Annotated in this window: 22 protein-coding genes; 15 read left to right on the forward strand and 7 right to left on the reverse strand. The window is 31.2% G+C overall.

Annotated features, from left to right (window positions below):
- The first annotated feature begins 56 nt into the window (after window positions 1-56).
- A complete protein-coding gene (locus C1I91_RS02955) occupies window positions 57-242 on the forward strand; it encodes an aspartyl-phosphate phosphatase Spo0E family protein (protein ID WP_128211163.1) in 186 nt (61 codons plus the stop codon).
- Window positions 243-272: 30 nt separating this feature from the next.
- On the opposite strand, the gene C1I91_RS02960 is transcribed toward C1I91_RS02955, so the two are convergent.
- Both C1I91_RS02960 and C1I91_RS02965 read right to left on the reverse strand, forming a co-directional pair.
- The gene (locus C1I91_RS02960; RefSeq protein ID WP_128211164.1) at window positions 273-1,091 is read right to left on the reverse strand and encodes a purine-nucleoside phosphorylase; all 819 of its coding nucleotides are present in this window, start codon (window positions 1,089-1,091) and stop codon (window positions 273-275) included.
- A gap of 39 nt (window positions 1,092-1,130) precedes the next feature.
- The gene (locus C1I91_RS02965) at window positions 1,131-2,300 is read right to left on the reverse strand and encodes a phosphopentomutase (RefSeq protein ID WP_128211165.1); all 1,170 of its coding nucleotides are present in this window, start codon (window positions 2,298-2,300) and stop codon (window positions 1,131-1,133) included.
- 655 nt (window positions 2,301-2,955) lie between these two features.
- On the opposite strand from C1I91_RS02965, the gene C1I91_RS02970 reads away from it, so the two are divergent.
- Entirely contained in the window at window positions 2,956-3,612 is a 657-nt protein-coding gene (locus C1I91_RS02970; protein WP_128211166.1) for a hypothetical protein, read from the forward strand.
- Between the two features lie 37 nt (window positions 3,613-3,649).
- On the opposite strand, the gene C1I91_RS02975 is transcribed toward C1I91_RS02970, so the two are convergent.
- Window positions 3,650-5,806 (reverse strand): SPFH domain-containing protein, encoded by a 2,157-nt coding sequence (locus C1I91_RS02975; protein ID WP_128211167.1) that lies wholly within the window; start codon window positions 5,804-5,806, stop codon window positions 3,650-3,652.
- Between the two features lie 735 nt (window positions 5,807-6,541).
- Between C1I91_RS02975 and C1I91_RS02980 the strand changes: the two genes are divergently transcribed.
- Window positions 6,542-7,156: an NUDIX hydrolase gene (locus C1I91_RS02980; RefSeq protein WP_128211168.1), complete on the forward strand. Its 615-nt coding sequence runs from the start codon at window positions 6,542-6,544 to the stop codon at window positions 7,154-7,156.
- A 205-nt stretch (window positions 7,157-7,361) separates the two neighbouring features.
- On the opposite strand, the gene C1I91_RS02985 is transcribed toward C1I91_RS02980, so the two are convergent.
- Window positions 7,362-9,113: an ABC transporter ATP-binding protein gene (locus tag C1I91_RS02985; RefSeq protein ID WP_476695904.1), complete on the reverse strand. Its 1,752-nt coding sequence runs from the start codon at window positions 9,111-9,113 to the stop codon at window positions 7,362-7,364.
- A 35-nt stretch (window positions 9,114-9,148) separates the two neighbouring features.
- Window positions 9,149-10,885 (reverse strand): ABC transporter ATP-binding protein, encoded by a 1,737-nt coding sequence (locus C1I91_RS02990; protein WP_128211170.1) that lies wholly within the window; start codon window positions 10,883-10,885, stop codon window positions 9,149-9,151.
- A 546-nt stretch (window positions 10,886-11,431) separates the two neighbouring features.
- Here C1I91_RS02990 and C1I91_RS02995 point away from each other — a divergent pair.
- The 3 genes from C1I91_RS02995 to C1I91_RS03005 all read left to right on the forward strand — a co-directional run bounded on the left by C1I91_RS02995 (window position 11,432) and on the right by C1I91_RS03005 (window position 14,733).
- On the forward strand, window positions 11,432-11,998 hold the full coding sequence (locus C1I91_RS02995; protein ID WP_128211171.1) for a YdcF family protein: 567 nt from the start codon (window positions 11,432-11,434) through the stop codon (window positions 11,996-11,998).
- Between the two features lie 161 nt (window positions 11,999-12,159).
- Window positions 12,160-13,113, forward strand: a complete 954-nt coding sequence (locus tag C1I91_RS03000; protein ID WP_128211172.1) for a coiled-coil domain-containing protein — start codon at window positions 12,160-12,162, stop codon at window positions 13,111-13,113.
- 330 nt (window positions 13,114-13,443) lie between these two features.
- Window positions 13,444-14,733 (forward strand): alpha-amylase family glycosyl hydrolase, encoded by a 1,290-nt coding sequence (locus tag C1I91_RS03005; protein WP_128211173.1) that lies wholly within the window; start codon window positions 13,444-13,446, stop codon window positions 14,731-14,733.
- Between the two features lie 209 nt (window positions 14,734-14,942).
- Here C1I91_RS03005 and murC read toward each other — a convergent pair whose 3' ends face one another.
- A complete protein-coding gene (gene murC, locus C1I91_RS03010) occupies window positions 14,943-16,319 on the reverse strand; it encodes a UDP-N-acetylmuramate--L-alanine ligase (RefSeq protein ID WP_128211174.1) in 1,377 nt (458 codons plus the stop codon).
- A 344-nt stretch (window positions 16,320-16,663) separates the two neighbouring features.
- Between murC and C1I91_RS03015 the strand changes: the two genes are divergently transcribed.
- Both C1I91_RS03015 and C1I91_RS28500 read left to right on the forward strand, forming a co-directional pair.
- The gene (locus tag C1I91_RS03015) at window positions 16,664-17,209 is read left to right on the forward strand and encodes a hypothetical protein (RefSeq protein ID WP_128211175.1); all 546 of its coding nucleotides are present in this window, start codon (window positions 16,664-16,666) and stop codon (window positions 17,207-17,209) included.
- A gap of 100 nt (window positions 17,210-17,309) precedes the next feature.
- Window positions 17,310-17,447, forward strand: coding sequence for a clostri-philic family protein (locus C1I91_RS28500; RefSeq protein ID WP_205694276.1), 138 nt, complete (start codon window positions 17,310-17,312; stop codon window positions 17,445-17,447).
- A gap of 49 nt (window positions 17,448-17,496) precedes the next feature.
- Here C1I91_RS28500 and C1I91_RS03020 read toward each other — a convergent pair whose 3' ends face one another.
- Window positions 17,497-18,558, reverse strand: a complete 1,062-nt coding sequence (locus C1I91_RS03020) for an HD-GYP domain-containing protein (RefSeq protein ID WP_128211176.1) — start codon at window positions 18,556-18,558, stop codon at window positions 17,497-17,499.
- Between the two features lie 400 nt (window positions 18,559-18,958).
- Here C1I91_RS03020 and purR point away from each other — a divergent pair, with 400 nt between their 5' ends.
- From purR to C1I91_RS03055, 7 genes are all read left to right on the forward strand, one after another.
- On the forward strand, window positions 18,959-19,774 hold the full coding sequence (gene purR, locus C1I91_RS03025; RefSeq protein ID WP_128215899.1) for a pur operon repressor: 816 nt from the start codon (window positions 18,959-18,961) through the stop codon (window positions 19,772-19,774).
- A 151-nt stretch (window positions 19,775-19,925) separates the two neighbouring features.
- On the forward strand, window positions 19,926-20,204 hold the full coding sequence (spoVG, locus tag C1I91_RS03030; protein WP_128211177.1) for a septation regulator SpoVG: 279 nt from the start codon (window positions 19,926-19,928) through the stop codon (window positions 20,202-20,204).
- Window positions 20,205-20,569: 365 nt separating this feature from the next.
- Window positions 20,570-21,937 carry a bifunctional UDP-N-acetylglucosamine diphosphorylase/glucosamine-1-phosphate N-acetyltransferase GlmU gene (gene glmU / locus C1I91_RS03035; RefSeq protein ID WP_128211178.1) on the forward strand — a complete coding sequence of 456 codons (1,368 nt, stop codon included), beginning with the start codon at window positions 20,570-20,572 and terminating at the stop codon, window positions 21,935-21,937.
- A gap of 40 nt (window positions 21,938-21,977) precedes the next feature.
- Complete coding sequence (locus C1I91_RS03040; protein WP_128211179.1) at window positions 21,978-22,937, forward strand: ribose-phosphate diphosphokinase; 960 nt, start codon at window positions 21,978-21,980, stop codon at window positions 22,935-22,937.
- Window positions 22,938-23,212: 275 nt separating this feature from the next.
- Window positions 23,213-23,899, forward strand: a complete 687-nt coding sequence (locus tag C1I91_RS03045) for a response regulator transcription factor (protein ID WP_128211180.1) — start codon at window positions 23,213-23,215, stop codon at window positions 23,897-23,899.
- On the forward strand, window positions 23,900-25,315 hold the full coding sequence (locus tag C1I91_RS03050; RefSeq protein WP_128211181.1) for a sensor histidine kinase: 1,416 nt from the start codon (window positions 23,900-23,902) through the stop codon (window positions 25,313-25,315).
- A gap of 34 nt (window positions 25,316-25,349) precedes the next feature.
- On the forward strand, window positions 25,350-26,546 hold the full coding sequence (locus C1I91_RS03055; protein ID WP_128211182.1) for a S1C family serine protease: 1,197 nt from the start codon (window positions 25,350-25,352) through the stop codon (window positions 26,544-26,546).
- Window positions 26,547-26,698: the final 152 nt, after the last annotated feature.

Consider the following 26,698-nt stretch of genomic DNA (forward strand, 5'->3'; position numbering starts at 1 on the left):
ATCCACTATGTTTATAATTGGAACTATATGTAAAAAATATAAGTGGAGGTGTTAGTTTGACTGATAAAGATATTTTACTAAATGATATTACCTATTTTAGAGAAAAGTTGGAATACCTAATAAAAGTTAGAGAAGGAAATCTTGTGTCAGAAGATATTATCGAGGCTGGCAAAAGATTTAATGATGCATTAAATAAATACAATAGATTTTTAAATAGAACACCTAATAAAGATAAAGGTTGATGGCTAAGTATAGCGCCATCAACCTTCGTTTTATAAGCTTTTAATTATATTAGTCATAAGTGCTATAAAGTTGTCTCTTACCATAGCAGAGGTTTCCATTACTTCAACATGACTTAGAGGTTGTTTTAATATCCCAGCAGCCATGTTTGTAAGGCAAGAAATTCCTAGAACTTTTATCTTGCTATGATTAGCTACTATAACTTCTGGAACGGTTGACATACCAACAGCATCTCCACCTAGAACTCTCGCCATTCTTATTTCAGCAGGAGTTTCATAAGTAGGACCACTAAACATAGTATAAACGCCTTCCTTAATATCTATGTTCAACTCTAAAGCCGCTTTCTTTGCCTTATCCATAAGCTCTCTATTATAAGCCTCTGACATATCAGGGAAACGAGTTCCAAAGGTATCAAGGTTTTTTCCTATTAAAGGATTAGAACCTGAGAGATTTATATGATCGCTTATTATCATAAGATCTCCTGGTTTAAAGCTTGTATTTACAGCTCCAGCAGCATTTGTCACTATTATTGTATCTATGCCTAGAAGCTTCATAACTCTTACAGGAAAAGTTACTTGGTCCATAGCATATCCTTCGTAATAGTGGAATCTTCCTTGCATTGCTACAACTTGTTTTCCTTGGAACATTCCTATTACTAATCTGCCTGCATGACCTTCAACTGTGGATACTGGAAAGTTAGGAAGTTCATTGTAATTATAGTATTCAGCATCTTCTATATCATCAGCTATTGCACCTAAGCCAGAACCCAAAATTAAACCTATTTGTGGTTTGTATTTGCTCTTAGATAGAATAAATTGTGCTGCTTCTTCTATTTTTTTACTTAAATCCATTTTTTCACCTCAAGTAAATATTATTTAATTGTAACATGATTATTTTATCTCATTTAAGAAACTTATTCCATTTTTTATTTTATCAGCATCAAAGATATCTGCAATTGTTTGCCCCATATCAAAGAACCCGAACTTTGTTCCAAGATCAAAGCCTTTCTTTAACTCACTTCCATAAGCTAAGAATGGTACATACTCTCTGGTGTGATCTGTTCCCTTAAATGTAGGGTCACAGCCATGATCAGCAGTGATGAATAATACATCAGTATCCTTCATATTGTTTAGAATCTCAGGTAGTCTTGCATCGAAATCCTCTAAGCCCTTTCCGTAGCTCTTAGCATCTCTTCTGTGGCCCCACTTCATATCAAAATCTACAAGATTAGTAAATATTAGACCATCTTTATCTTGCTTTAGATATTCTATAGTTTTATCAATGCCATCCATATTATCTTTTGTATGAACAGCATCAGTTATGCCTCTGCCTGAGAATATATCTTCAATCTTACCTACTGCCATAACATTTAGTCCTTTTTTTGCTAGAACGTCTAGTAGAGTATCATGAGGTGGAAGTAAAGCATAATCTCTTCTGTTAGGAGTTCTTGTAAAGTTTCCAGGAGTTCCTAAGAAAGGTCTAGCTATAACTCTTGCTACTGATTCTTCACCTGTAAGCATTTCTCTAGCAAATTCGCAGTATTTATATAAATCATCAAGTGGAACGATTTCTTCATGAGCAGCTATTTGGAACACGCTATCAGCAGAAGTATAGACTATTAGAGCGCCTGTTTTCATGTGTTCTTCGCCAAGCTCATCAAGTATTTCAGTACCAGAAGCGGATTTGTTTCCTATCACCTTTCTTCCTGTAAAAGCTTCAAATTTATCTATTATTGATTTTGGAAAACCATTTGGGTAAGTTGGAAAAGCTATTTCTGATTTCACTCCGACCATCTCCCAATGACCAGTGACAGTATCCTTGCCATTTGAAGCTTCATGAATTCTTCCATAGCAACCTATAGGTTCTGCAACCCTATTTAAATTTACCATACCAGTAATATTTCCTAGTCCTAGCTTTTCCATGTTAGGAATTGCTAATCCATTATTAAATTCAGCTACATGCCCTATTGTGTTGGAACCAATATCTCCATATTTTTCAGCATCAGGTAGTTCTCCCATACCAACGCTATCTAAGACAACCCATATGACTCTTTTTATCATTATAAACACCTCGCAAAATAAATTTATTATATAGTGTATCCATTACGAAATTAATTAAAAGGATGTAGATGTGTAAGCGCTTCCCTAAATAAATAAAACAATATTTTTTTATAACTTCTATTAATGTATGGTTTACATCCCGAAAAAAATCTTTTGATTTCTGATAAGTAAATATATTATTAATAACTTATCCTTTATCTATATTATAATTTATAAAGATAAATTGATAAACAAAAATCTATGTTTTAAAGTATATTAATTATTCTTTATTTAAGAAAAGGTTAAATAGAGTTCATAGTTAGATGATATGCTATTTAATGTAGTTTGATTTATGGGGGATGAAAACTTTTTAGGTATTACGGAAATGTTAAATAAGATGTTATATAAAAATATTTTCTTAATAGAAATAATCTTTTTTTGAAATATGCGTAAAAAAAATCTGAAAAATATGAAATGGAGCAAAAGAGGTGTTGTATATAATTTACAAAAATGTATAATGTATATTGTGTGCTATTTAACGTGAACAAAAACATTTATTTTTTAGATTGAAAGTTTTTTTCTTTTTAAGCCCATTTTAGTATTTAGAATTTAATTATTTATATAACTAAAGATATGAACTATATTTATAGTTTGGTTTATTAAGGAGGTAAGTGATTTGATTTTATTTTCGCTTAGCGATTGTTTAAGGGCTGAAGTATTAGAAACAGCTAGGAAGGTTGAACATGAACTATCTGAAGTTAAATTTAATAGATATTTAGTATTAACTAATTATGGTAAAAGAATAGTTCTTATATTTGACTTAATGGATGGAAAAATAAATCTTAAAACTGAATTAGGTTTAATCGAAGAAAAAATAAGAAAAATAGCAGGAGCAAATTTTGGGGTTAGAATGACTGATGAAGTTTATGAAAACTCAGGTCTTATAGAGGGGAGCTTTCCTCAAAGTGTTATAAGAGTTAATAATTATATAGATGATAGTGTTTTAGATGATGATGTCAATCATTATAGCAAATATATAAAATCTGATATTACGGCTATAAAGAAACATCTTAACTTAAGGGAAAATCAAATAATATGGCAGCTTAATCCATCTAACAGAGAGGATATAACGGCTGTGTTATCTATTGTAAATCACAAGAAGGATAAAAAATTTAGAACTGTAAGAGAAGAGATTGTTAAGATAGAAGATAAAAAATATATAATTTTACATTTTGATGATGATACAAGATTTAAAGCTATCAATAAGATATATATATTAGCTGAAAAAAATAGGAGTTCGCTAATATATGAATTAATAAAATATATAACATAAAAATAGACAAACTATTTTCATAGTTTGTCTATTTTGTTTAATTATTGTTCTTTATATCTGAAGGTTTAACGCTGCTTAATATTTCTTTTTTTAGTATCTCTGCTTCTTCAGATAACTCACTGACATTAGAGGCTTGAGAAGTAAGTTTATCACTTAATAAAAGCATAACTAGATTCTCAAAAGCATTGTGTAAGTTGTTTTCTCCTTCGCCTCCTCCTGAAGTTATAAGAGTCTTTGGAACTATATCTACTTTTGATGTTTTTATAGCATCAGCAAAGTTATTCATTATTTCTTGTACTACTTTATATTGAGCTCCACCAAAAGCATTTACTTGTTCTTTTGCTGCAATAGCCTTTGATATACCAACCCTAGCTTCTCTATCTGCATCAGCTTGACCAACTGTCTTTATCTTGAAGGCTTCTGCTTCACCGGTTTGTTTAAGTCTAAAGGCTTCTGCATCAGCTTGTTGTTTTACTTGATATGCATTTGCTTCAGCCTGTTGCTTCAATCTATAAGCTTCAGCTTCGGCTTGCTGTTTAACTCTATATGCATCTGCTTCAGAAAGTCTTTGGATTTTTTCAGCATCTTGTCTTGATTTCATAAGATCTGCTTTACCTTGATTCTCTTGGATTTTAATATTAATATCTGATTCAGTAAGTGATGTTTGTTGTTTTGCTATTGCTTCTGCTTCCTTAAGTTCCTTTTCCTTTTCAGCAGCTGACTGTTGAGTTGAATAAGTTTCAAGCTGCTCTTTTGCAATCTGTCTTGAACGAAGTTGTGTTAATATTTGTTCTATATTTGTATCATTTTTTGAACTTGTAGGAGTACCTATAAGAACTTCTTCAAGCTCTAGATTGTAATGAGTGAACTTAGTTTTCATCTCTACAGAAGATTGATTCTGTATTTCATTTCTTTGTTGTATTAATTCGATTAAAGTTTTTGTTTGTCCTATATTTTTGAAGTAAGCAGATACCATAGGATCAAGAGTCTGATCAACTAGCATCTTTATATCTCCAAATCTTTGTATTACCATTGGTGCTTTCTTGTAATCTATATGGAAAACAACTGATAGAGGTAAAGAAGGCTCAAATGCATCTTTAGTTATTAAGCTTACTTCTTTAAGATTTTCATCATATCTATGATTACCGTTTTGATTGCTTATCCACTTTAAAATTACGTTAGTAGTAGGAACCTTTATTATATTACCTGCATAAGTATTAAAAGCATATTTACCAGGCATAAGAGGTTCGCTCCATACACCCCTGAATCCTTTTTGAACTAGCTCACCATGCTTATAATCATCTCCTGATGAATCTGCGCCTTTTTGTCCAGTATATGAAACAACTACGCCTACATAACCTACTGGAATAACTGTTTTAGGTATAAATTCTATTGTGGCAAATAGTCTATTTATTAAATAAGTACCATCTGCAAGCACTTGATACTGTCTACCTCTATACCCGCCTGCTGACAAGAACTTTTCAGGATCTTGGAAGTTATTATGATAGTTTGGATCACTAGGTTCATCACCGACAGTAGGACAGATTATAGTATCTCTTCCTAGTGAAGGGCCATCATGAACTGTAACTATACCAACTTGATCGGTTTCACCTTGGATAACTACAGGGTCAAAACCACTTCTAGCTGCTATTTTCTGGGCCATTTCCATTATTGTTTTCTGTTCAGAGTCATTACCCATTGGCAAATAGTATGTTTTATTTTCTGTTATTATTATAAATTGTGCTAAGTTAAATGCGTAAGTACCTTCACGAATGATACCTCTTTGTGGTCCTTTTTGACCGCCATTTGTGATAAAGCCTTTAACATCTTGGAAGTTATTGCTTTCAGGAATTATCTTACCAAGAGTTTGTGTTGGCTCTAGTGGTTTACCATCTCTAGCAAATACATATGCTATTTTACCTTGTGGTATTGTTACTAATGGAACTGTGTGTACCTTATAAACTAATGGACTTAAAAAGTGAATACCACCTCTTAGTACATTTGGCTGATATCCAGCTTCACCGTTTAATGCTATGATTTGTTCTTTTAGCGACCCTTTTGATGACCACCATTTTTCTATGATGGCAACTTTGGAGTTAGGTATAATTCTAAATCCTGACACCCAAACTAGTAAGAAGAAAGCTAAGATTCCTATCCCTACTTTAACTAATAATAAGATTGTTTCGTGGCTCATAAAAAAACCTCTCCCTTAATAATTTTTGTTATAGTTAAACTTTAAGTTTTACTCACAATATAGCTAATAGTTTTTTTAGATATTAGTTATTGAAGATTCATCTTAAAGTGGTTAACTCATGATGTAATTATATAATGTGGTATTGAATAACGCAAAAAGTGTTTTGGATAACAGTTAAATGTTTCTGAACCATTTTTGGTCAAGCTGATATGTTAGCTCATTGTATCTAATTTTTTCTAATTATACCTTTAAATTTCATATATTATCAAGAATAAAAAAATCTTTTTAAAAATATTTCATGAAGTCTAAGCATCTCACAAAGATATAATGAAAAAGCTTGTCTTTTTCGTGGGAAGTTTTAAGTAAGTGGGGTAATAAGGTCAAATGATAATTCTATCTTTGAATCCATTTTGCTTTTATACCAACCACATAAGTAAATTTATGATAGGATGACTGCAAAAATTTAAAAAGATAAATTCTTATAAATATAACTTCTTAAGAATTTATAGTGATTAAGCCACTTTACTCATACTATCTAATCATTAAATGCAATTTTTGCTTAGAAGTATTTCTTATAATTATAGTATTGTGTTAAAATTTTTATATTACTATAGATGAACCACTTTACAATAAAATTTATATTTTCCAAAGTTATTCTCATAAACCAGAGAAGCTTTAGCAATACATTTTGGATTGAAGTGGTACTTCTTTAAATTTATCGATGAAGGTGATAACATGAAAAAGCTTAAACCTAAGATTAATAACTTAAATTCCTTGGCAGAAACAAAATATCTCAGTTTATATAATGCCGAATATACAAACAAAAAAGGTGATTCTAGAAGCTGGATAGTAGCCTCCAGAAAAAACATAGATATATTGAATTTGCAGCTTCAAAAGAAGATAGAAGAGCGGGTTGATGCTGTAATGATAGTCGCTTTACATGAAGAAAGTAAAAAGTTAGTTCTGGTAAAACAGTTCAGAGTACCATTAAATGATTATGTTTATGAACTACCGGCAGGTCTTGTAGACGGAGATGAGGATATAAAGTTTGCAGTAAGCAGGGAGCTTAAAGAGGAGACTGGACTTAAGGTAGTAGACATAGTAAATAAGGAAGATATAAAAGCTCTTTACGTCTCTGTAGGAATGACAGATGAATCAGTAGCCTTAGTATATTGCTATTGTAGTGGAGAAATTTCCAATGCTTATTTAGAGGATGATGAAGACATTGAAGTATGTATGGTTAGTCCACTAGAAGCGAAGAAGCTTATCGATAGCAATCCTAAGATGGATATAAAAGTTTATATGATGCTTAAAGCCTTTGCTGCTTTAGGCGAAGAAATAATGAAATAAAAATAAGATATTGAACATATGCTAAAAAGACTTATTTATAAAACACAATTTATACATTTTGTCAGAGAAATGATAGTTAAACAAAAAAATTGCTAAAGAATTAACTTTAGCAATTTTTTACTATATAAAACTATAAAAAACTGTTTTTATAATTTTAACTATTTAAGCTATTTTTTGTCTCTATGCTATCGGTAAAAGGTTTGGTTTATGCACCTTCATTTAAGAACTTGTATTGAGCATTGTATAGGTTATAATAAACACCTCTCATTGCGATAAGTTCATCATGGGTACCACATTCCTTTATATTACCGTCGCCTACAACCATTATCTTGTCGCAGTCTCTAATTGTAGATAACCTATGAGCGATTACGAAGGAGGTTCTTCCGAATAGAAGTTTTTCTATACCCTTTTGAACTAATTTTTCAGTTTGAGTATCTATATTAGATGTAGCCTCATCTAATATTAATATTCTTGGATTAGCAAGAAGAGCTCTAGCAAAAGAAATTAGCTGCCTTTGTCCTAAAGAAAGCCTAGAACCTCTTTCATTTACTTCAGTGTCATAACCTTTCTCCATTTTCATTATAAACTCATGTGCATTTACTGCCTTTGCAGCAGCAATTACTTCTTCGTCAGTAGCGTCAAGCTTTCCGTATCGTATATTCTCTTTAATAGTTGTTGAGAATAGGAAAGTATCTTGAAGCATTATACCCATCTGACTTCTATAAGATTCTAATTCTACATTCTTTATATTTTTTCCATCTACCAGTACTTCGCCAGAGGTTGGGTCATAAAATCTGCTAAGAAGAGATACTATAGTAGTCTTACCTGCACCAGTTCCTCCAACAAGAGCTACGGTCTCACCAGGTGAAACTTTAAAGTTAACATCTTTTAATACTGCAGAACCTTCTTCGTAAGCAAAGGTAACATCTTTAAATTCAACTGCACCCTTAATCTTAGGCATTTTATTTGAGCCTTCTGCACTTACTATGTCTGGCTCAATTTCCATTATATCAAAGATTCTATCAGCAGCTGAGAAGTTAGTTATTAATGTGTTATAAAAGGTTGAAAGATTCATTATAGGTCTCCAAAACATACCTATATACATAGAGAATGCTATAAGTGTACCTATAGTAACATCATTTGATCTTACTAATAAGTAGCCAGCATAGAATACTACTACTATACCAACTCCCCATGATAGCTCTACTAGAGGCCAGAAGAAGTCATTTAACTTTACAGCGGCTACAAAGGAATTGACTAGTTCGCTAACCATAACTTTAAATTTAGAAAGCGTATTTTCTTCATTAGCAAAAGCTTGAACCACCTTTATTCCTGAAAAGTCTTCATGATTATATGCGTTAAGGTTTGAACGTTTTTTTCTATAAACTTCCCACCTTTTTCTTGATTGCGTTTCTATAAAAAACATAGCAACAGCCAAGAATGGTAGAATTGCAATAGCTGCTAATGCTAGTTTAAAGTTTAAGAATAACATCATTATTGAAACGCATACTAAACTCATAAGTTCAGGGATAAGAGTTTGTATACTTTGATTAAACAGATTTTGAAGAGCATTAACGTCTCCCATAACTCTAGCTAATATCTTTCCAACGGGTCTGTTATCAAAAAATGAAAATGATAATTTTTGAATATGAGTGTAAAGTTCATGTCTTATATTTACTAATATATTATTGGTTATAGCTGACATCATAACTATTCTTATTTTGGAAGCAATCATTGATAGGATGTTTAATGTTAAAAGTAGGGCACCAATGAACATTAGACCTTTAAAGTTGCTGTCACCTATATAACTATCGATTGCTATTTTTAATAGATAAGGATTTATTATGCCGCAAACCATAACGAACAATAATAGTATAATAACTATAAATGCTTTAAGCTTATAAGGCTTTAGATATTGTAAGAGCCTTATAGTCAACTCAGTTTTACTTCGAAGCATTCCTTCTTCATCACGACTTACTGTATTTTTAGCCATTATACCACCTCGCTTTCGGCCATATCAAAGTCTTTAAATTGCTCACAGTATATGTCATAATATCTTCCTTTTTTAGCTAGAAGATCACTGTGATTACCTTGCTCTTTAACTTCCCCATCTTCTACAAATAGGATAATATCTGCATTCTTTACCGCAGAAATTCTATGTGCGATTATGAAAGTTGTACTCTTTTCTTCTTTTACATGTAAGTTTTTTAGAAGCTCGTACTCTGTTTCCATATCTAATGCGGAAGTTGAGTCATCTAGTATTAGGATTGGGGCTTTTCTTAATAGAGCTCTAGCAATAGATATTCTTTGCTTTTGGCCTCCAGAAAGTCCAATACCTCTTTCACCTATTTCTGTATCGAAGCCTTCTTCGAAAGATGATATAAAATCATAACAGCAAGCTGTTTTACATATTTCTATAACTTCTTCCATAGAAGCGTCTTTATTACCGAACTTAACGTTGTTTTCTATAGTATCTGAGAATAAGAAGGTATCTTGAGGTACCACAGACATATTACTTCTAAGTTTCTTTAGGTCTATGTCTTTTACATTTATTCCATCTACTAAAACTTCACCGCTAGTTACATCATAATATCTGCCTATCAATTGTAGTATCGACGACTTACCAGCCCCGGTGGTTCCCATTATAGCTACAGAGCTACCAGCAGGGATATCGAGATTAACATTTTTAAGAACTAGCTCTTCGTTATACTTAAAGCTAACATTATCAAATTTTATAGCTCCCTTTATTTTATCAGGAGATATAGCATTTTCTTTGCTTGAAATTTCTGGCTTTCTATCTAGTATATCGAATATCTTCTTAGCAGATGCTTGGTTTTGAGCAAGCATATTAGTTAACCAGCCTAGATTCCTCATAGGCCATATAAGAGAGTTTAGGTATCCACTGAAGGCTACTAAAGTTCCTAAAGTTATCTCGCCTTTTATAACAAATACGCCACCTAATATAATCATTATTACTAATGATATATTCGTTAGGAATTCCATTGGAGGAAAGTACTTCCCTACTATTTTAGCTTGATTCATATTTAGATCATAGTAAGTTCTATTCATATTTAAGAACTTAAGAATTTCATGTTTTTCTCTTGTAAAAGCTTTAACCAATCTTACACCAGCGATATTCTCCTGAGCAGTTGTATTTATCTCAGCTGTCTGGTCACTGATGTTATCATATACAGTAGCAAAGTCCTTCTCAAGCTTTATTGCCATATAACCTATAGGTATCATTATTACTATGCAGGCTATGGCAAGCTTCCAGCTTAATACTAACAGGATTATACTACTTATAATGAAGTAAATGATATTTTCAACGAAAAGTCTTAGACCAAACCCTATGGTTTGCCAGATATTTTCTATATCTTCACCTATTCTTGACATTAGTTCACCAGTGTTCATATTATCAAAATACTTAAATTCCATTGTTTGAATATGCTCAAACAACTCGTTCTTTATATCTCTATGAACCTTTGCAGCAATGAAGTCAAAGAAAAACTCTTTGACGTACCCAAGCCCAGCTTTACATAAGGTAATGGCTAATATTCCACCCAGTGCTGGATACAAAAGTGAATACTGTTTGTCAGTAATTACTTTATCAATTATTATCTTTTGAAGATAAGGTGTGATATTATCTACGGCTATAATTATAATCATTGATATAGAGCCAATAAGAAGTATAGCCTTGTGTTTAAATAAATAATTTAAGATTCTTCTCAAATCTATTCCCCCCTTTTTGTTCGTTCATAGTGCCCATTTATGCAAAAAAAGGCCATGGATATGCCATGACCTTTTTGCATAAAAAAGCAATATAAAAGTCATGGACAATAGCCCATGACCTGATTACATACAAAGTTAAAGTCGTTAAAAATTAACCGACAATAAAATTCGTAGAGATAGGACTATTGTTAATGAATATGGAATTGTTTGAATTTCTCAATCTGCCATTCATAAAATTGAATCTTGCTATTAACATGTTCCTACCTCCTTTACGTTAAAATTTCTTTAATATAATTATATACACAGGTATCTAAAAGTGTCAAAGGTTTTTTCCAGTTTTTTTAATTTTATGAAAAACTCCAAAAGCACTCTGATATTAGGCGTAAATTTTTAAATACGTAACCTAAAAATAACTATTATACTTTGTTTTTCGTATATAATTCAGTAATATATATGATTTTGTGTAATTTTTTTGAGATATAGCTTGCAATTAATTCTATGCACAAATATTAAAGATTATGACTATTAATAAATGGAGGAGCAATTATGAAAAAGAGGCTTAAGATGATTTTCTTAGCTATAATTATTATTTTTGTAGTATTTCAAGGGTTTATTTTTTCTTTGCCTATTTTTACAAAACCTGTAAAAAGTGATGCTATAGTGGTATTAGGCTGTAGACTTAGAGGTGAAACACCTAGCGAATTTCTTACTGAGAGAACAGTGGAAGCGGCTGAACTTTATAAAAAAGGTTTTGGAAAGTATATAATAGTTTCAGGAGGAAAAGGTCCTGGAGAGAATATTTCAGAGGCAGAAGGGATGAAAAGGATTTTATTGAGCAAAGGTATTGAAGAGGATAAGATAATAGTGGAGGATAAATCCACCAATACTTCAGAAAATATAAAATTCACATCAAGAATAATGAAAGAAAAAGATTTAAGTACAGCAGTAGTAGTATCAAATGATTTTCATCTTAGAAGAGCATGGCTGTTGTGCAAGAAAAATAAAGTATCTGCTACTTATAAAGGGGTGTTTTCAAAAGAAAACTTTATAACTGAAATGTATGGTGCTGTAAGAGAAATGCCAGCCATAATAAAGGACCTTATATTAAGCTGAAATAATTGTTGGCGCTATTCAAATAACGTGTTGAATTAAGTGGTTAGTCATTCGATTCGTTGAGGAGTTAGCTAATATAGCATATTCTTCATAACCACTTAACTTCAATAATAATATTAAACATAGGCCGATTATTAAATATAATAAATGGAGATTTAAGTGTGTTTTTAAAGATTAATGAAGAAATAAGAAGTGCCAAGGAAAAAGTTAAAGAAAAAGAACATATAGAGCAAAGAATTAAAGAGTTAAAGGAACTATTAGACGGCTATGAAAAAGAACTAATTGAGTTTAAACAGAAACTCACAAAAGAGGAGTTAGATATCAAAAAACTTGAAGGTATCACTTTATCTAATCTATTAGCAGTAATTCTCAATAATAAAGAAGAAAAACTTGATAAAGAGAAAAAAGAATATATTGAGATCAAAATTAAGTTTGATCAGTGCAATCAAAAAGTATCAGATGTTAATGAGGACTTGAGTAAATTAGGGAAAGAGCTTGATAGGGTAGGTAATGCAAATATCCAGTATAAAAAACTTATCAAAGAAAAAGAAGAACAAGTAAAATCTATTGGAAGCGAAGCTTCTAAAGAAAAACTAAGAGAATTAGAAAACTTAAGATTAGATTTGTGTACTAGCATTAAAGAATTAAAAGAAGCAGTGCTGTCAGGGGAAAATTTACTTGCGCGTATAGATGACGCTCAAGATAGTTTATCTAGTGCTAAAAATTGGGGAACCTTAGATTTGTTCAGTGATAGTATAATTGTATCTATAGAGAAGCATGAAAAAATTGATGATACACAGGTTAAACTTAACAAGATTCCATATCTTGTAGACAAATTTAAAAAGGAATTGTCTGACGTGACTGCATCCTTTGAGACTATTTCAAATAAGTTAGAGTTTTCTCTAATTACTAAAACTGTCGACATATTCTTTGACAATATATTTACAGATATTAGTGTACTTACAAAGATTGAGGAAAGTTACGATGAAATAAGACATTTAGCTAGATATGTAGACGAATGTGTAATAGATTTAAAGAGGGAAAAAGAACGTCTTGAAGACGAGGTAGTAAATATCGATGGGAAAATTAATGATTTTATAGAACTAGAAGTTTGATGATAATATAACCACTTGGAGTCAAATATATCTATATAAGTATGTTTAACTCCAAGTGGTTCTTTATTAGTTAAACATAGCAATTTGAAAGGTTTAGAGCGGCTTGTTAGGAGGATATTTGGTAAAAAAGAAAACTTGTTTAGCTGCCACATTTTCCTCATATGCATTCGGAAAGGTAGATGTGCAAAAAGAATCACTAAAGAAGGTAGCTTTAGATAATTTTTTATAAACTTAATGTAAACGATATTGATATATTTAGGAAAGTGCAGTAAAGTAATTATATAGTTTAAACGCTTAACTGAATTTGATTAAAATATTGAGGTGAATAATATGGCAAAGGATACCTGTAAGAGTTTAAGAAACAAAATAATTTATTCGGTTTTTGTAAGGAATTATGGTAAGAATGGAACCTTTAAAGATGTGGAAGAAGATCTTGCTAGAATAAAGGAATTAGGAACAGATATAGTATGGTTTCTCCCAATTCATCCTATAGGAGAAAAGAATAGAAAAGGTGTATTAGGATCACCCTATGCTATTAAGGATTATAGAGGAATAAACTCTGAGTATGGAACTATAGAAGATTTTAAAAGTCTTGTAGATAAGATACATGAATTTGGAATGTTATGTATGATAGACGTAGTTTATAATCATACTTCACCAGACTCGTGGCTGGTAGATAATCATCCAGAGTATTTCTATAAAAAACAAGATGGAAATATGGGTAATAAGGTAGGTGATTGGACCGATATAGTAGATTTGGATTACAACAATAAGGATTTATGGGAATATCAAATAGAAACCTTAAAGTATTGGGCTTCTGTTGGGGTAGATGGATTTAGATGTGATGTGGCTCCTTTAGTGCCATTAGACTTCTGGTTGCTTGCAAGGCAATCGGTTGCACAAGTGAATCCTGATCATATATGGCTTTCAGAAACTGTTCACCCTCACTTCTTACTTGAAATGAGGAAACATGGATTTGTAGGACTATCAGATAGTGAAATATACCAAGCTTTTGATATAACTTATGATTATGATGTAAATGTTGAGTATACTGGATATTTTGATAAGAAAAATAGTTTGAAAGATTATATAAATAAAGTAAAAATGCAAGATGGAATGTATCCAGATAATTACGTTAAACTTAGATTCTTAGAAAATCACGATCAGCCTAGAGCTAAGAAGTTTATACCAGATGAAGATGCATTAAAGATTTGGACAGGATTTTTATATTTCCAAAAAGGTGCAACTTTAATTTATGCTGGTCAAGAGGCTCAAGATCCAAACTGTCCTAGTTTATTTGATAGCGATAAGGTGAATTGGGACAACTTGAAGGAAGATTATATATCTTTATTAAAAAGATTAGCACAAATTAAGAGAATGGATATTGTTGCTAGTGGCTTCTATACAGTTGATTGCGTAGAGAATGACGTTATACTTGCCTCTTATGAAAAAGATAATAATAGATTATTAGGAATTTTCAATGTAAGTAAAGCTGAAGGAAATGTACAGATTTCTTTAGCAGATGGTGTTTATAAGAATGTTATAGATGATAGCGATATTCACGTATTAGAAGGTAAAGTAAAGTTAGTTAATAAGCCTATTATAATAGAACTAAATTAGGATATATTGATATTATTAGAGCTGTCATTATAAAATGTTGACTGTAATTTGTAAAGCTGTACCACTTCAGTTTAGAGTTGAAGTGGTACAGCTTTACTATTATTACTAAAGTTATTTTTATATCATTCTAAATTAAATAATACTTCTAAAATTAAGTGGTTATGAAGTATCTGCTAGTAAATGATGTGTTTTTTGGGACTGCTTTAAATTTATTCTTCTAAAAATAATTCTCCAACCTTAACTACATCTCCCGCACCGACAGTTATTAAAAGATCCCCATCAGATACTTTACCTTTTACATACTTGACTGCTTCTTCATGAGAATGAACATTCACGCAGTGTATGCCTTTTGCTCTTATAGCTTCTCCTAATTCATCAGAAGTAACAAGGCCAGTATTCTTCTCTCTAGCAGCATAAATATCCATAAGGATTAGCTCGTCAGCATCATTAAAGGCTTCTGTAAAGTCACTAAAAAGACTTTTAGTCCTTGTATAAGTGTGAGGTTGAAAAACACAATAAACTGACTTATGAGGTATTTTCTTTGCTGTACTTAAAGTAGCTTTTATTTCAGCAGGATGATGTGCGTAATCATCTATTACTGTAATTCCGGATTTATGTCCCTTAAGTTCAAATCTTTTGTGAGCATTTTTAAATGCTGATAGTCCATCAATTATATCTTTTTCAGGTATTTCTAATATGATACCGATACATATTGAAGAAAGAGCGTTCAAAATATTATGCTTTCCAGGTACATTTAAACTAATTGAGAACATTTTGCTATTATCCTTAAAGACATCGAAAGTTGCACAACCATTGACATTGAAAGTTATATTCTTAGCTGTTATGTTGCCTTTTTCTATACCATAGCTTAGTATGTTACATTTTGCATTATTAATTATAGACATTACTCTTTCGTCATCAGCGTAGCCAACTAAATAACCATTACTAGGTATTATAGAAGCGAACTTTTCAAAAGTTTCTTGAATATGATTTATATCTCTATAGTAATCTAGATGATCAGCATCAATATTTAGGATAATACCTATAAATGGTGAGAACTTTAAAAATGATTCCTTATATTCACATGCCTCTGTTATAAAGTATTCACTGTTACCTACTCTAAAATTACCATTAATAGCATCAAGGTCACCACCGACAAGTATAGTTGGATCAAGATGTGCTTTTAATGTTATATGAGAAACCATAGAAGTACATGTTGTTTTACCATGAGTACCTGCAACAGCAACCCCATATTTGTGTCCAAGCATTATTTTTCCTAAAAATTCAGCTCTATCCATTAAAATAATATTTTTTCTTTGTGCTTCTAAAAGCTCAGGGTTGTCGGAAGGTATAGCTACTGTATAAACTACTAAATCTACATCTTTCAGATTACTACTATCATGTCCTATGTAAATTTCTGCACCTTCATTTTTAAGTCTGTTAGTTATTTCTGATTCTTTCGCATCAGAACCAGATACTTTATAGCCTTCTCTTAAAAGAACGGCAGCAAGACCACTCATACTTATTCCACCGATACCTATAAAATGTACTTTCTTATTTTTATCTTTTATAAAATTAAATGACAAGATATCAACTCCTTTATAAATTACCATTTATAATTATATACATTTTTTTAAAAATGCACACTTAATAAAACATAATTCATAATTATTTTATGAAAAAAAATAAATTTTGCTACCTATTTCTTATATAAATTATTTTGTTGTTAATATATATGTAATACTGTATTATTTGTTATAAAGACAGGGGTATAGTTGAGTTAAGGACTCCACTAATATGAACTACTTTAAAATTAAACATATAAATTGAGTAAAACACCATTAATAGTTAAAGGTGCTTTTAGTAATTTTAAAAATTATAGGAATAGAATATCTATAGATTTTATAGAAGGGGAGTTAAAGATAGGGCTATGGAAGATAAATACATATATTTGGTTTTTTCAAAGACTGGAACATGGCTTTCGAGAATAATATATTTAATTACAAAAAATAAATATGCACATTCTTCTTTAAGTATGGATCCTTCTTTAACTAAGATGTATTCTTTTGGTAGAACAAACCCCAAAAACCCTTTTTCAGGTGGATTTGTAGAAGAAAATATTTATGAAGGTGTATATAAAATATTTAGAAATAGTGAATGTATAATATATAAAGTGAAAATTTCTGAAGAACAATATAAACTGGTTAAAGCAGAAGTAGACAAGTTTATAATCAGGAAATACGAGTTAAGATATAATTTTATGGGATTGTTTGGCGTGCTTTTTAATAAGCCAGTAAAGAGAAAAAATCATTATTTTTGTACTCAGTTTGTTTCTCATATTCTTGTCAACGGGAATATATATGATTTTAAAAAGGAAGCGGAGCTTATGAAAGTTGATGACTTGACAGATATCCCAGACAAAGAACTGATTTATAAAGGGAATATATACGACTACTGTAATAGGATGACAATTTAGTATCGTAATTTTGGATAGGTGAGCTGTTTTATATTAAGGTAGTTAATTTACGAATAAAAAGTTTCTCGCTGTAAAAGATAATTACGAAAGGAGAGGATGAATGATGTCAAATAAAATAAGAAATAATGTAACGGATGATGGAATGAGAAGACAAAAGCTTCATAAAGATAAAGATAATAAGGGAAATGCAAAAAATATCCCTCAATATCAGAATCTTAACGGAGAACCTATAAGATAAAATGAAGGACTCAACTATATTGTATGAATAATAGTTGAGTCTTTTGTATCTATATTAAATCTACTATCCTAATAGTAGGTTCATTGTTCAAGTTGATGATATTGCCATCTATGGATATCCAAGGACGTGTAATTGAATTTAAATCTATTTTCACTACCTTTCCTATTTTTCCAGTGCTAAGTAAAACTAATTCTCCTATATAATAGTTTAGGATATTATTTATAAATACTGTACCTATTACAGGATCAAGTTTTCCGAAAATTTCACATTTTATTTCCTCTAACACATCAAGAGCACATTGCTTATTTTTATATACTCTATTAGAGGTCATAGCATCAAAGATATCTGCAATAGCTATTATTTTGGCAAACTTAGGTATCTGAGGTCCTTTTACTTTAAGTGGATAGCCTGTACCATCTTCTCTTTCGTGATGAAATAGTATTCCAAATAAGATTGATTGATCTATGTAAGGAACCTTTTTAGCTATATCATATCCTAGAGTTGAATGAGTTCTACAAAGATTAACTTCATCTTCAGTAAGTTTGGATTTTTTATTGAGGACTCTAGGGTCTATCTTAATTTTTCCTATGTCGTGTAGCAAAGCCGAATAAGTTAAGAATATAAGCTCTTTTTTTTGAAGCTGAAGCCATTTCCCAATTAGTGAACTAATTGTTGCTACGTTAACACAGTGTCGTGTGAGGTATTTATCTTCATTTCTTTCATCTATTATGTTTTTAATTACTAATCCTGTTTCCGTTAATTGTTCCATGATACTATCAGATATAGATCTTACCTCAGACATATTAAACTTATCTGTATCTTTAATAGAATCAAATATACTTTCTGCAACTTCAGACATCTTGCTAAAGGATTTTTCAATCTTAGCAATCTTGATAGAATTTCTATTTTCAAATAATGATGAGTTATCTGGGTTAGTTTCAGAATAAATTACTATGTCTGAAAGGGGAAAATTAAGCTTTATTTTTTCAGCTATATTTTCAGTTATTTCAGTACCTTTGGTTAACAATGTCAAGTTATTGATAGTAAGGTCCTTTGCCACTATCATTCCATTCTTTAGTTGGTGAGAGGAAATTTGCTGAAAAATATTCATATGCGTTACCTTCCTTTGCAGTTATTGACAAAAGTTATAGATTGGGCGTAAACCGTATTCATAATTGTTGTTTATAATTAGGCTATGTTTAAATGGTCATCTTTCGTTGATAAGTATATATATTTTTGTGGTGCCTTGACTAAATCTAAATAACTTAACTGTAGTATATATTATAATAGAATTTAATAGAAAAATTAATAGTATATGTATTAATTTGAAAAAAATAAACTAGAATATTACAATTATCACCTAAAAATTACAATAAAATAAATAAAGTGGTTATGAAACTATAATAAAGTGGTTAAAAAGATTGATTATGGATATAATATTGAATACAATATGAATGATAGATTATATTTTTATATGTATAATTCGTAAAGTTGATGATGTAGGTGATATAGTGGAAAAGATAAGTAGAAATGGTAGAATTGCAGCTATAACTAAATATTTGATAGAGAATCCTAATAAAGTAATAGGTTTAAATACTTTTTCAGAGTTATTAAATGCGGCTAAGTCGACTATAAGTGAAGATATTGTTATAGTAAGAGAATTGTTAGAAAAGATGGATATGGGAAAAATTGAAACAATATCTGGTGCAGCTGGAGGCATAAAGTATATAGCAGAAATAGGAGAAGCTGCTAAGAAAGACTTTGCTAATAAATTATGTGAAATGTTAAAAGATACTAACAGAGTAGTTCCTGGTAATTTTATTTATATGACTGATGTTATGTACAATCCTCAGATTATAAGTACAGCGGGGCTGATTTTGTCTTCATTTTTCAATAAAGATGAGGTTGATTATGTGGTTACGGTAGAGACTAAAGGAATACCTTTAGCTTATGAGGTAGCAAGATATCTTGGAGTACAGCTTGTTATTGCTAGAAGGGATAGTAAAGTTACCGAAGGTCCGACTGTAACAATAAATTATGTTTCTGGTTCATCAGGAAGACTTCAGCAAATGTCATTATCAAAAAGATCATTAAGAAATGGGAGCAAGTGTATATTTATAGATGATTTTATGAAGGGTGGAGGAACGGCTAAAGGTATTACAGACCTTTTGAAGGAATTTGATAGCAATCTTATCGGCATAGGCGTATTAGTTGACAACGTAGGGGCTAACAAGAAGCTCATTAACAATTATGTTGCAATAGCTGAGCTAAAGGGTGTAGAGGAAAGTGGAGACGTAATAATGAACCCATCAGCACTATTTCAATAACAGTTAATAATATTAATATATTTTATAAATTATATAAAATATATAATTTAAAGGATAATAAAAAATTTTCAAAAAATTTAATTAAAAAAAGAGGAATTCAGTAATTTTTAGAGAATTTATAAATCAATAAAGCAACTGGAGGTGTAGTGAAGTGCAAATCACAGACGTTAGAATCAGAAAGATAGCTGCTGAGGGAAAAATGAAGGCAATAGTTTCTGTAACTTTTGATAATGAATTCGTAGTTCATGATATTAAGGTTATAGAAGGTCAAAATGGTCTATTTATTGCTATGCCAAGCAGAAAGACTCCAGATGGAGAATTTAAAGACATAGCCCATCCAATAAATACTGATACTAGAGAAAAAATTCAAGAAGCTATTTTAACTGAATATGAAAAGGCATTAGAGTCAGATACTGAAGATGCTGAGTAATATGGATGAAGGGAAGTTAATACTTCCTTTTATTTTTGTTTAGAAAAGTATAAGTTTTTTTCTAGCTAAACATAGTAATTTCAAGCGTTTAGAATACCTGTTTAGGGTAAACAGTAAAAAAAGAAATCTTATTTGCCTGCCATATTTTCCTCATATGCATTAGAGAAGGCAGATGCGCAAAAAAAGCTTGCTGAAGAAGTCACTTCGTTGAGCTTTTTTATTTTGCGGTTATATGTTAAATTCATTTTTCACAAAAAGTTGAAATACAAGGTCATATAAAATATAATATAATAGGCGTTAAGCTTGAGATATTAAATTAATAATGTATGCTATTAGATTTATATAACTCATAAAGAGGTGATTTGATGTATAAATGTGCTATAATATTAGCAGCTGGACAGGGTAAAAGGATAAAGTCAACTGTGCCTAAAGTATTGCATAAGGTTGCAGGCAAAGAGATGGTTAACCATGTTATTGATACCATTAGAAATGCAGAAGTTGATGACATAAACGTTATAATAGGAAAAGGTGCTGATTTAGTAAGAGAGAAAACTGCAGATAGGAATGTATCCTATTCACTACAAGAGGAGCAGTTAGGCACTGGGCATGCTGTTAAGTGCTCAAAAGAATTTTTGAGGGATAAAGAAGGGGTTGTAGCAATTTTTACAGGAGATGCCCCATTAATAACTAGCGAAACTGTGAAAAAGCTTATAGATACACACGTAAGTGACAAAAATTCAGCTACTCTACTAACATCGCTTATAGACAATCCAACTGGATACGGAAGAATTGTAAGAAGCAATAATAATGTTGAAAAGATAGTGGAACACAAGGATTGTAGTGCTGAGGAACTAAAAATTAATGAAATAAATGCAGGAATGTATTGTTTCGATATAAAAAGTTTAGTAGATGCACTAGATAAATTATCAAATAATAATGCTCAAGGTGAGTATTACTTGACAGATGTGATTGGTATATTTAAAAATGAAGACAAAAAAATTGGAGCTGTTATAACTGAATTTGAGCAAACTATAGGTGTAAATTCTAGAGTAGAACTAGCTACAGTAGAAAAGATACTTAGAGATAAGATTAATAGGTATCATATGGATAACGGAGTTACAATAATAGATCCAAATGGTACTTATATAGGAATTGATGTAGTTATAGGACAGGATACTATTGTTTATCCTGGAAATTATTTAGAAGGTCATACTACCATAGGAGAAAACTGCGTTTTATATCCAAATTCAAGGATTAACAATAGTACAATAGGTAATGACGTAGAGATACAATCTTCTGTGATAATAGATAGTATAGTTGGTAATGAAACTACAGTAGGTCCTTTTGCATATATTAGACCTGAAAGTAAGATTGGAAATAATGTGAGAATAGGTGATTTTGTAGAGATTAAAAAGTCAACTATAGATGATAATACAAAGGTTTCTCATTTGACATATATAGGAGATGCAGAGGTAGGCAAAAACTGCAATTTTGGATGCGGAACTGTTGTAGTAAACTATGATGGCAAAGATAAGCATAAAACTATCATTGGGGATAACGCCTTTATAGGATGTAATACTAATTTGGTATCTCCGGTGGAAGTTAAAGATAATACTTATATAGCTGCTGGCTCCACAATAACTAAAGAAGTTCCGGAAGGAAGTCTTGCAATAGCTAGAGCTAAGCAAACCAATATAGCTGGATGGGTAGATAAGAAAGGACTAAAAAAATAGTTTTTATTACTACCCTAAATTTTAAGGAGGTCTTCACAATATGATAACTCATGGAAAGAACATTAAAATATTCACTGGAAACTCACATCCACAATTGGCTCACGAAATAGCAAGTATCTTAGGCTTGCCTGTAGGTATTGCTAAAGTAGGTACATTTAGTGATGGAGAAATTTCAGTAGATATTGGAGAAACTGTTAGAGGTGCTGATGTATTTTTAGTTCAATCAACAAGTGCTCCAGTTAATAATAACCTTATGGAACTTCTTATAATGATTGATGCATTTAAGAGAGCTTCTGCAGGTAGAATAACTGCTGTTATTCCTTATTATGGCTATGCTAGACAGGATAGAAAAGCGAAATCAAGAGATCCTATAACAGCAAAGTTAGTAGCAGACTTGCTTACTGCTGCTGGGGCAGAGAGAGTCTTGACTATGGATTTACATGCAGCACAAATCCAAGGTTACTTTAATATTCCAGTTGATCACTTAATGGGAGCTCCAATACTTTCTAAGTACTTTATCGAAAAAGGACTAGGTGATAGAGATGACGTAGTTGTAGTATCACCAGATTTAGGTAGTGTAACTAGAGCAAGAAAATTTGCAGATAGATTACACGCACCTATAGCGATAATAGATAAGAGAAGACCTAAGGCTAATGTTTCTGAAATAATGAACATAATAGGAGAAGTTGAAGGAAAAGTATGTATACTTATAGATGATATGATTGATACTGCTGGAACAATAGCAAATGCAGCCAATGCACTTAAAGATCTAGGAGCAACTAATGTTTATGCTTGTTGTACTCACGGGGTTCTTTCAGGGCCTGCATTTGAGAGGATTAATAATTCAGCTATAGAGGAATTAGTTATGCTAAATACCATAGCGCTTCCTGAAAGAGAAGATCTACATAAGTTTAAATCATTGTCAGTGGCTCCACTTATAGCAGAAGCTATAAATAGAATATATGATGATAAACCACTAAGTAAGTTATTTGAAGGCTAAAATAAACTTATACATAATAAATTAATATACATTTAATTGATAGTACAGATGTGCCATTTCATGATGAAAGTTGTATTTTTAAGATTAGCTCATAAAAGCTATAAAAGTTTTGAAAATATTTTTCGGATTGATTTGGTGCATCTTTATTTTTTTACCAAAAACAAGTTTAATAAATGCAATTGAGGTGAATAATTTGTAACTTTTTTGAAAAGGTATATAAAATAATAGTCTAAGTATGTTAAATTTAATATATAAAGAAATGAGGAGTGTTATTTATGGATGGATTGCTAGGAAAGATACTCATTGTTGATGATGATGAAAATATATGCGAAGTAATAAAAATGTATTTACAGAGTGCTAATTATGATACGAAGGTTGCTAACAATGGTAGAATTGCTGAAGAAATCTTTTTAGATTACAAACCGGATTTAGTACTTTTAGACATGATGCTACCACATATAGATGGCATAGACGTTTTAAAGTGGATAAGAAAAGAACATGAGACTCCAGTTGTAATGCTTACTGCAAAAGGTGAAACTTTTGATAAAGTACTTGCACTTGAGCTAGGTGCAGATGATTACATTGTAAAACCATTTGAGCCAAAGGAAATGATTGCTAGAGTAAAGGCGGTATTGAGAAGGTATAATGTTGATTCGAGTAATAAAGAAACCTTATATTTCTCTGAACTAGTAGTAGATGCCAACTCGTATAATGTTGTTTATAAGAATAATGAAATAAAAATGCCTCCTAAAGAGTTTGAATTATTATATTATCTTGCATCTAATAAAAATAGGGTTTTTACAAGAGAACAATTACTTTGCGAGGTATGGGGTTATGACTATCCTGGAGATTCAAGAACAGTTGATGTTCATGTCAAAAGACTGAGAGAAAAACTACATGGAGGGTCTAACTGGCAGCTTGAAACCGTATGGGGAGTAGGATATAAGTTTGAGGTGAAGTAGATGAAAAAAAACAGCTTAGTTTCTAAGCTTTTAATGACTTTCACTCTAATAATTGCTACCTGTCTGGTTGTTATAGCTATAGTATTATCTGTTTGGTTTGAAAACTATCACTTTAATCAGAGAAAGCAACAATTAGATCTTCAAGCTGCTTTGATTTCAAAGGAAAGAATAAATGTATATAATGGAAATAGTCAGCTAGAGGATCTAAGCTCTGTAGCAAACTATGTAAGTTTATCCATAGGGGCAGATATAGTAGTTACTGACTACAGAGGAGTAGCTATCTCTTCTAGTGAATCGAAACAGAGTCTTCTTAGAACTCAGATTATAGATAGTAAGAATGTAGAAGATTTGAAGTCAGGAAAGTCTATTGAGGATAGGAATGGCAAAAACAGAGCTTTCGGGGATTCTCAATATGTATATTATAAACCTATAATGTATGGTGATACTTTTATTGGCTCTATTGTTATGACTACACCCTTAGAGCAGATAAAAGGTCAGCTTAAACAAGTTTATACAATAATATGGGTTTCAATACTAGTTGCTCTAGTGATATCAAGTATAATAATATACTATGTTTGTGATAGATTACTTATAATTCCACTTGCTAAGATAAATACCGCTGCTAAGAGGTTAGCTAAAGGTGATATAGAAAATAGGGTATACATACGTTCTAAGGATGAGATCGGAGAATTGGCAGATTCTTTTAATACAATGGCAGAATCCTTAGAAGAAGTAGAAAAGAACAGAAGGGAATTTATATCAAATGTTTCGCATGAACTTAGATCGCCAATAACCTCAATTAAAGGATTTATAGCTGGTATACTAGATGGGATTATTCCACTTGAGAAAGAAAAATATTATTTAGGTATAGCCTATGAGGAAATTCAGAGACTTACTAGACTGATAAACGATCTTCTTGATTTATCAGCAATGGAGGCTGGTAAGCTTAAGCTAAATGTTAGTGAGATAAATATTAATGAGATTATTAGACACTGTACTATAAGTTTGGAGCAGAAGATAAAAGAAAAGAGATTAAAGGTAGATGTGGTGTTGGAAGGTCAGAATTTATATGTAGCAGGAGATAGAGATAGATTAATCCAGGTAGTAAATAATCTTATCGATAATGCTATTAAGTACTGCAATGAAAACGGAAATGTAAAGATATCTACTAGATCAAAAGGAAACAAAGCCTTAATTAGTGTGTACAATGATGGAGCAACATTAACAGAGAAAGAAAAAACTTATATTTGGGATAGGTTTTATAAATCAGATAAATCTAGAACCAACAAAGTAAGTACTGGTTTAGGGTTACCTATAGTAAGACATATACTTTCATTGCATGGTGAAGACATTTGGGTAGAAAATAAAACTGGAGATAAAGGAGTCATTTTCACATTTTCCCTTAAAAAAGTGTAATATTGTATGGTTTTAATACCGTAGGAGGTGCTACATGGAGAAGGAGGATAAAACTATACGCGTTGAAAAGAAAGCACTAAAAAAAGATAACACTGATAATTTAGAAGGAATGATAAGATTTAAAGAAAATAAAAGAAGAGCTACTATACGAAGATTAACAAAAGGTATAGTTATAATACTAGTAGCCTCAGTAGCTGGAGCCATATCAGGTGCTTATATTGTTCAAATAAAGTATGGATTAAGACTTAAGGATAATAATAGAACTATATTTCAGATAGTAGAAAATAAGGATAGTTCTATTGATGCTGACGATGGACAAATAAGTAATATAGTTTCAAAAGTCTCTCCTTCCATAGTAAGTTTAAGTAACAAAGAAGATAATTTTAATATAAACAGCACCACAAATGCAACAGGATTAATATTTAAGGAAGATGGATACATAGTAACTAATTTTAGTTCCATAGCGGCATACGAAAAAATATTTGTGAAGAGAGCCGGACTAGGTATTAAGGTGGAAGAAGCAAAGGTTATAGGTTATGATGCTGGTAGTGATCTTGTTGTTTTAAAGATAGATGCAGATAAATTGCCCTGTGTAAAGATTTCCGATTCTTCAGATATCAGAGAGGGCAATAAGGTAATAGCCTTAGGCAATTCTATAGGAGATGATTATATAGGTATTGTAACTACTGGCATAGTTACATCTACTAACATAAGGGTGGAAGGTGCTAAAGCTCAAGGATCAGAAAAACAGTCTTTTAGAACAATTCAAACTGATGCGATAATAAATAAAGAAAATAACGGTGGAGTATTAACCAATGTATATGGGGAAGTTGTAGGGATAAATAGCGTACCTTTGACTAATAAATACTCATCTCCAGGGTTAAGTATTGCATTAAATATTGAAGATGCTAAAAAGATTATTGATTCAATAATTAGTGATTATGAAGTAAAGCTTGTAGGGTTAGGGTTTAAAGGCTGGAACTTTACTAAAAAGCAAAATAAGGACATTGAAGGGGTTTATGTACAGAGTATAGTACCAAAGGGAAGTGCAGATCTTGCAGGGTTAAAATCTTCTGATATCATCATAGAGATGGATGGAAAGAAGATAAAAACATTAGATGAGATAGATGGTATAATTAAATCACATAATATTGGAGATACTATATCTTGTAAGGTTCTAAGAGGAAACGATACTAAAGAGGTATCTATGAAGCTTTCTCAGAAGATGTGATGTGAAGCATGCTGGCTGTAATTATAGCTAACGCATGCTTTGTTGCATTTTTTATTTTTAGTTTGTATTATATAGATAAAGATGTAGCACTTCAATGAAAATCAAATTTCAAAACTCTTCTGGATTTTGAGAGGAAAATTTGAAAATATAGA

The organism is Clostridium manihotivorum, from assembly GCF_004015185.1.
Classification (GTDB): Bacteria; Bacillota; Clostridia; order Clostridiales; family Clostridiaceae; genus Clostridium_AR; species Clostridium_AR manihotivorum.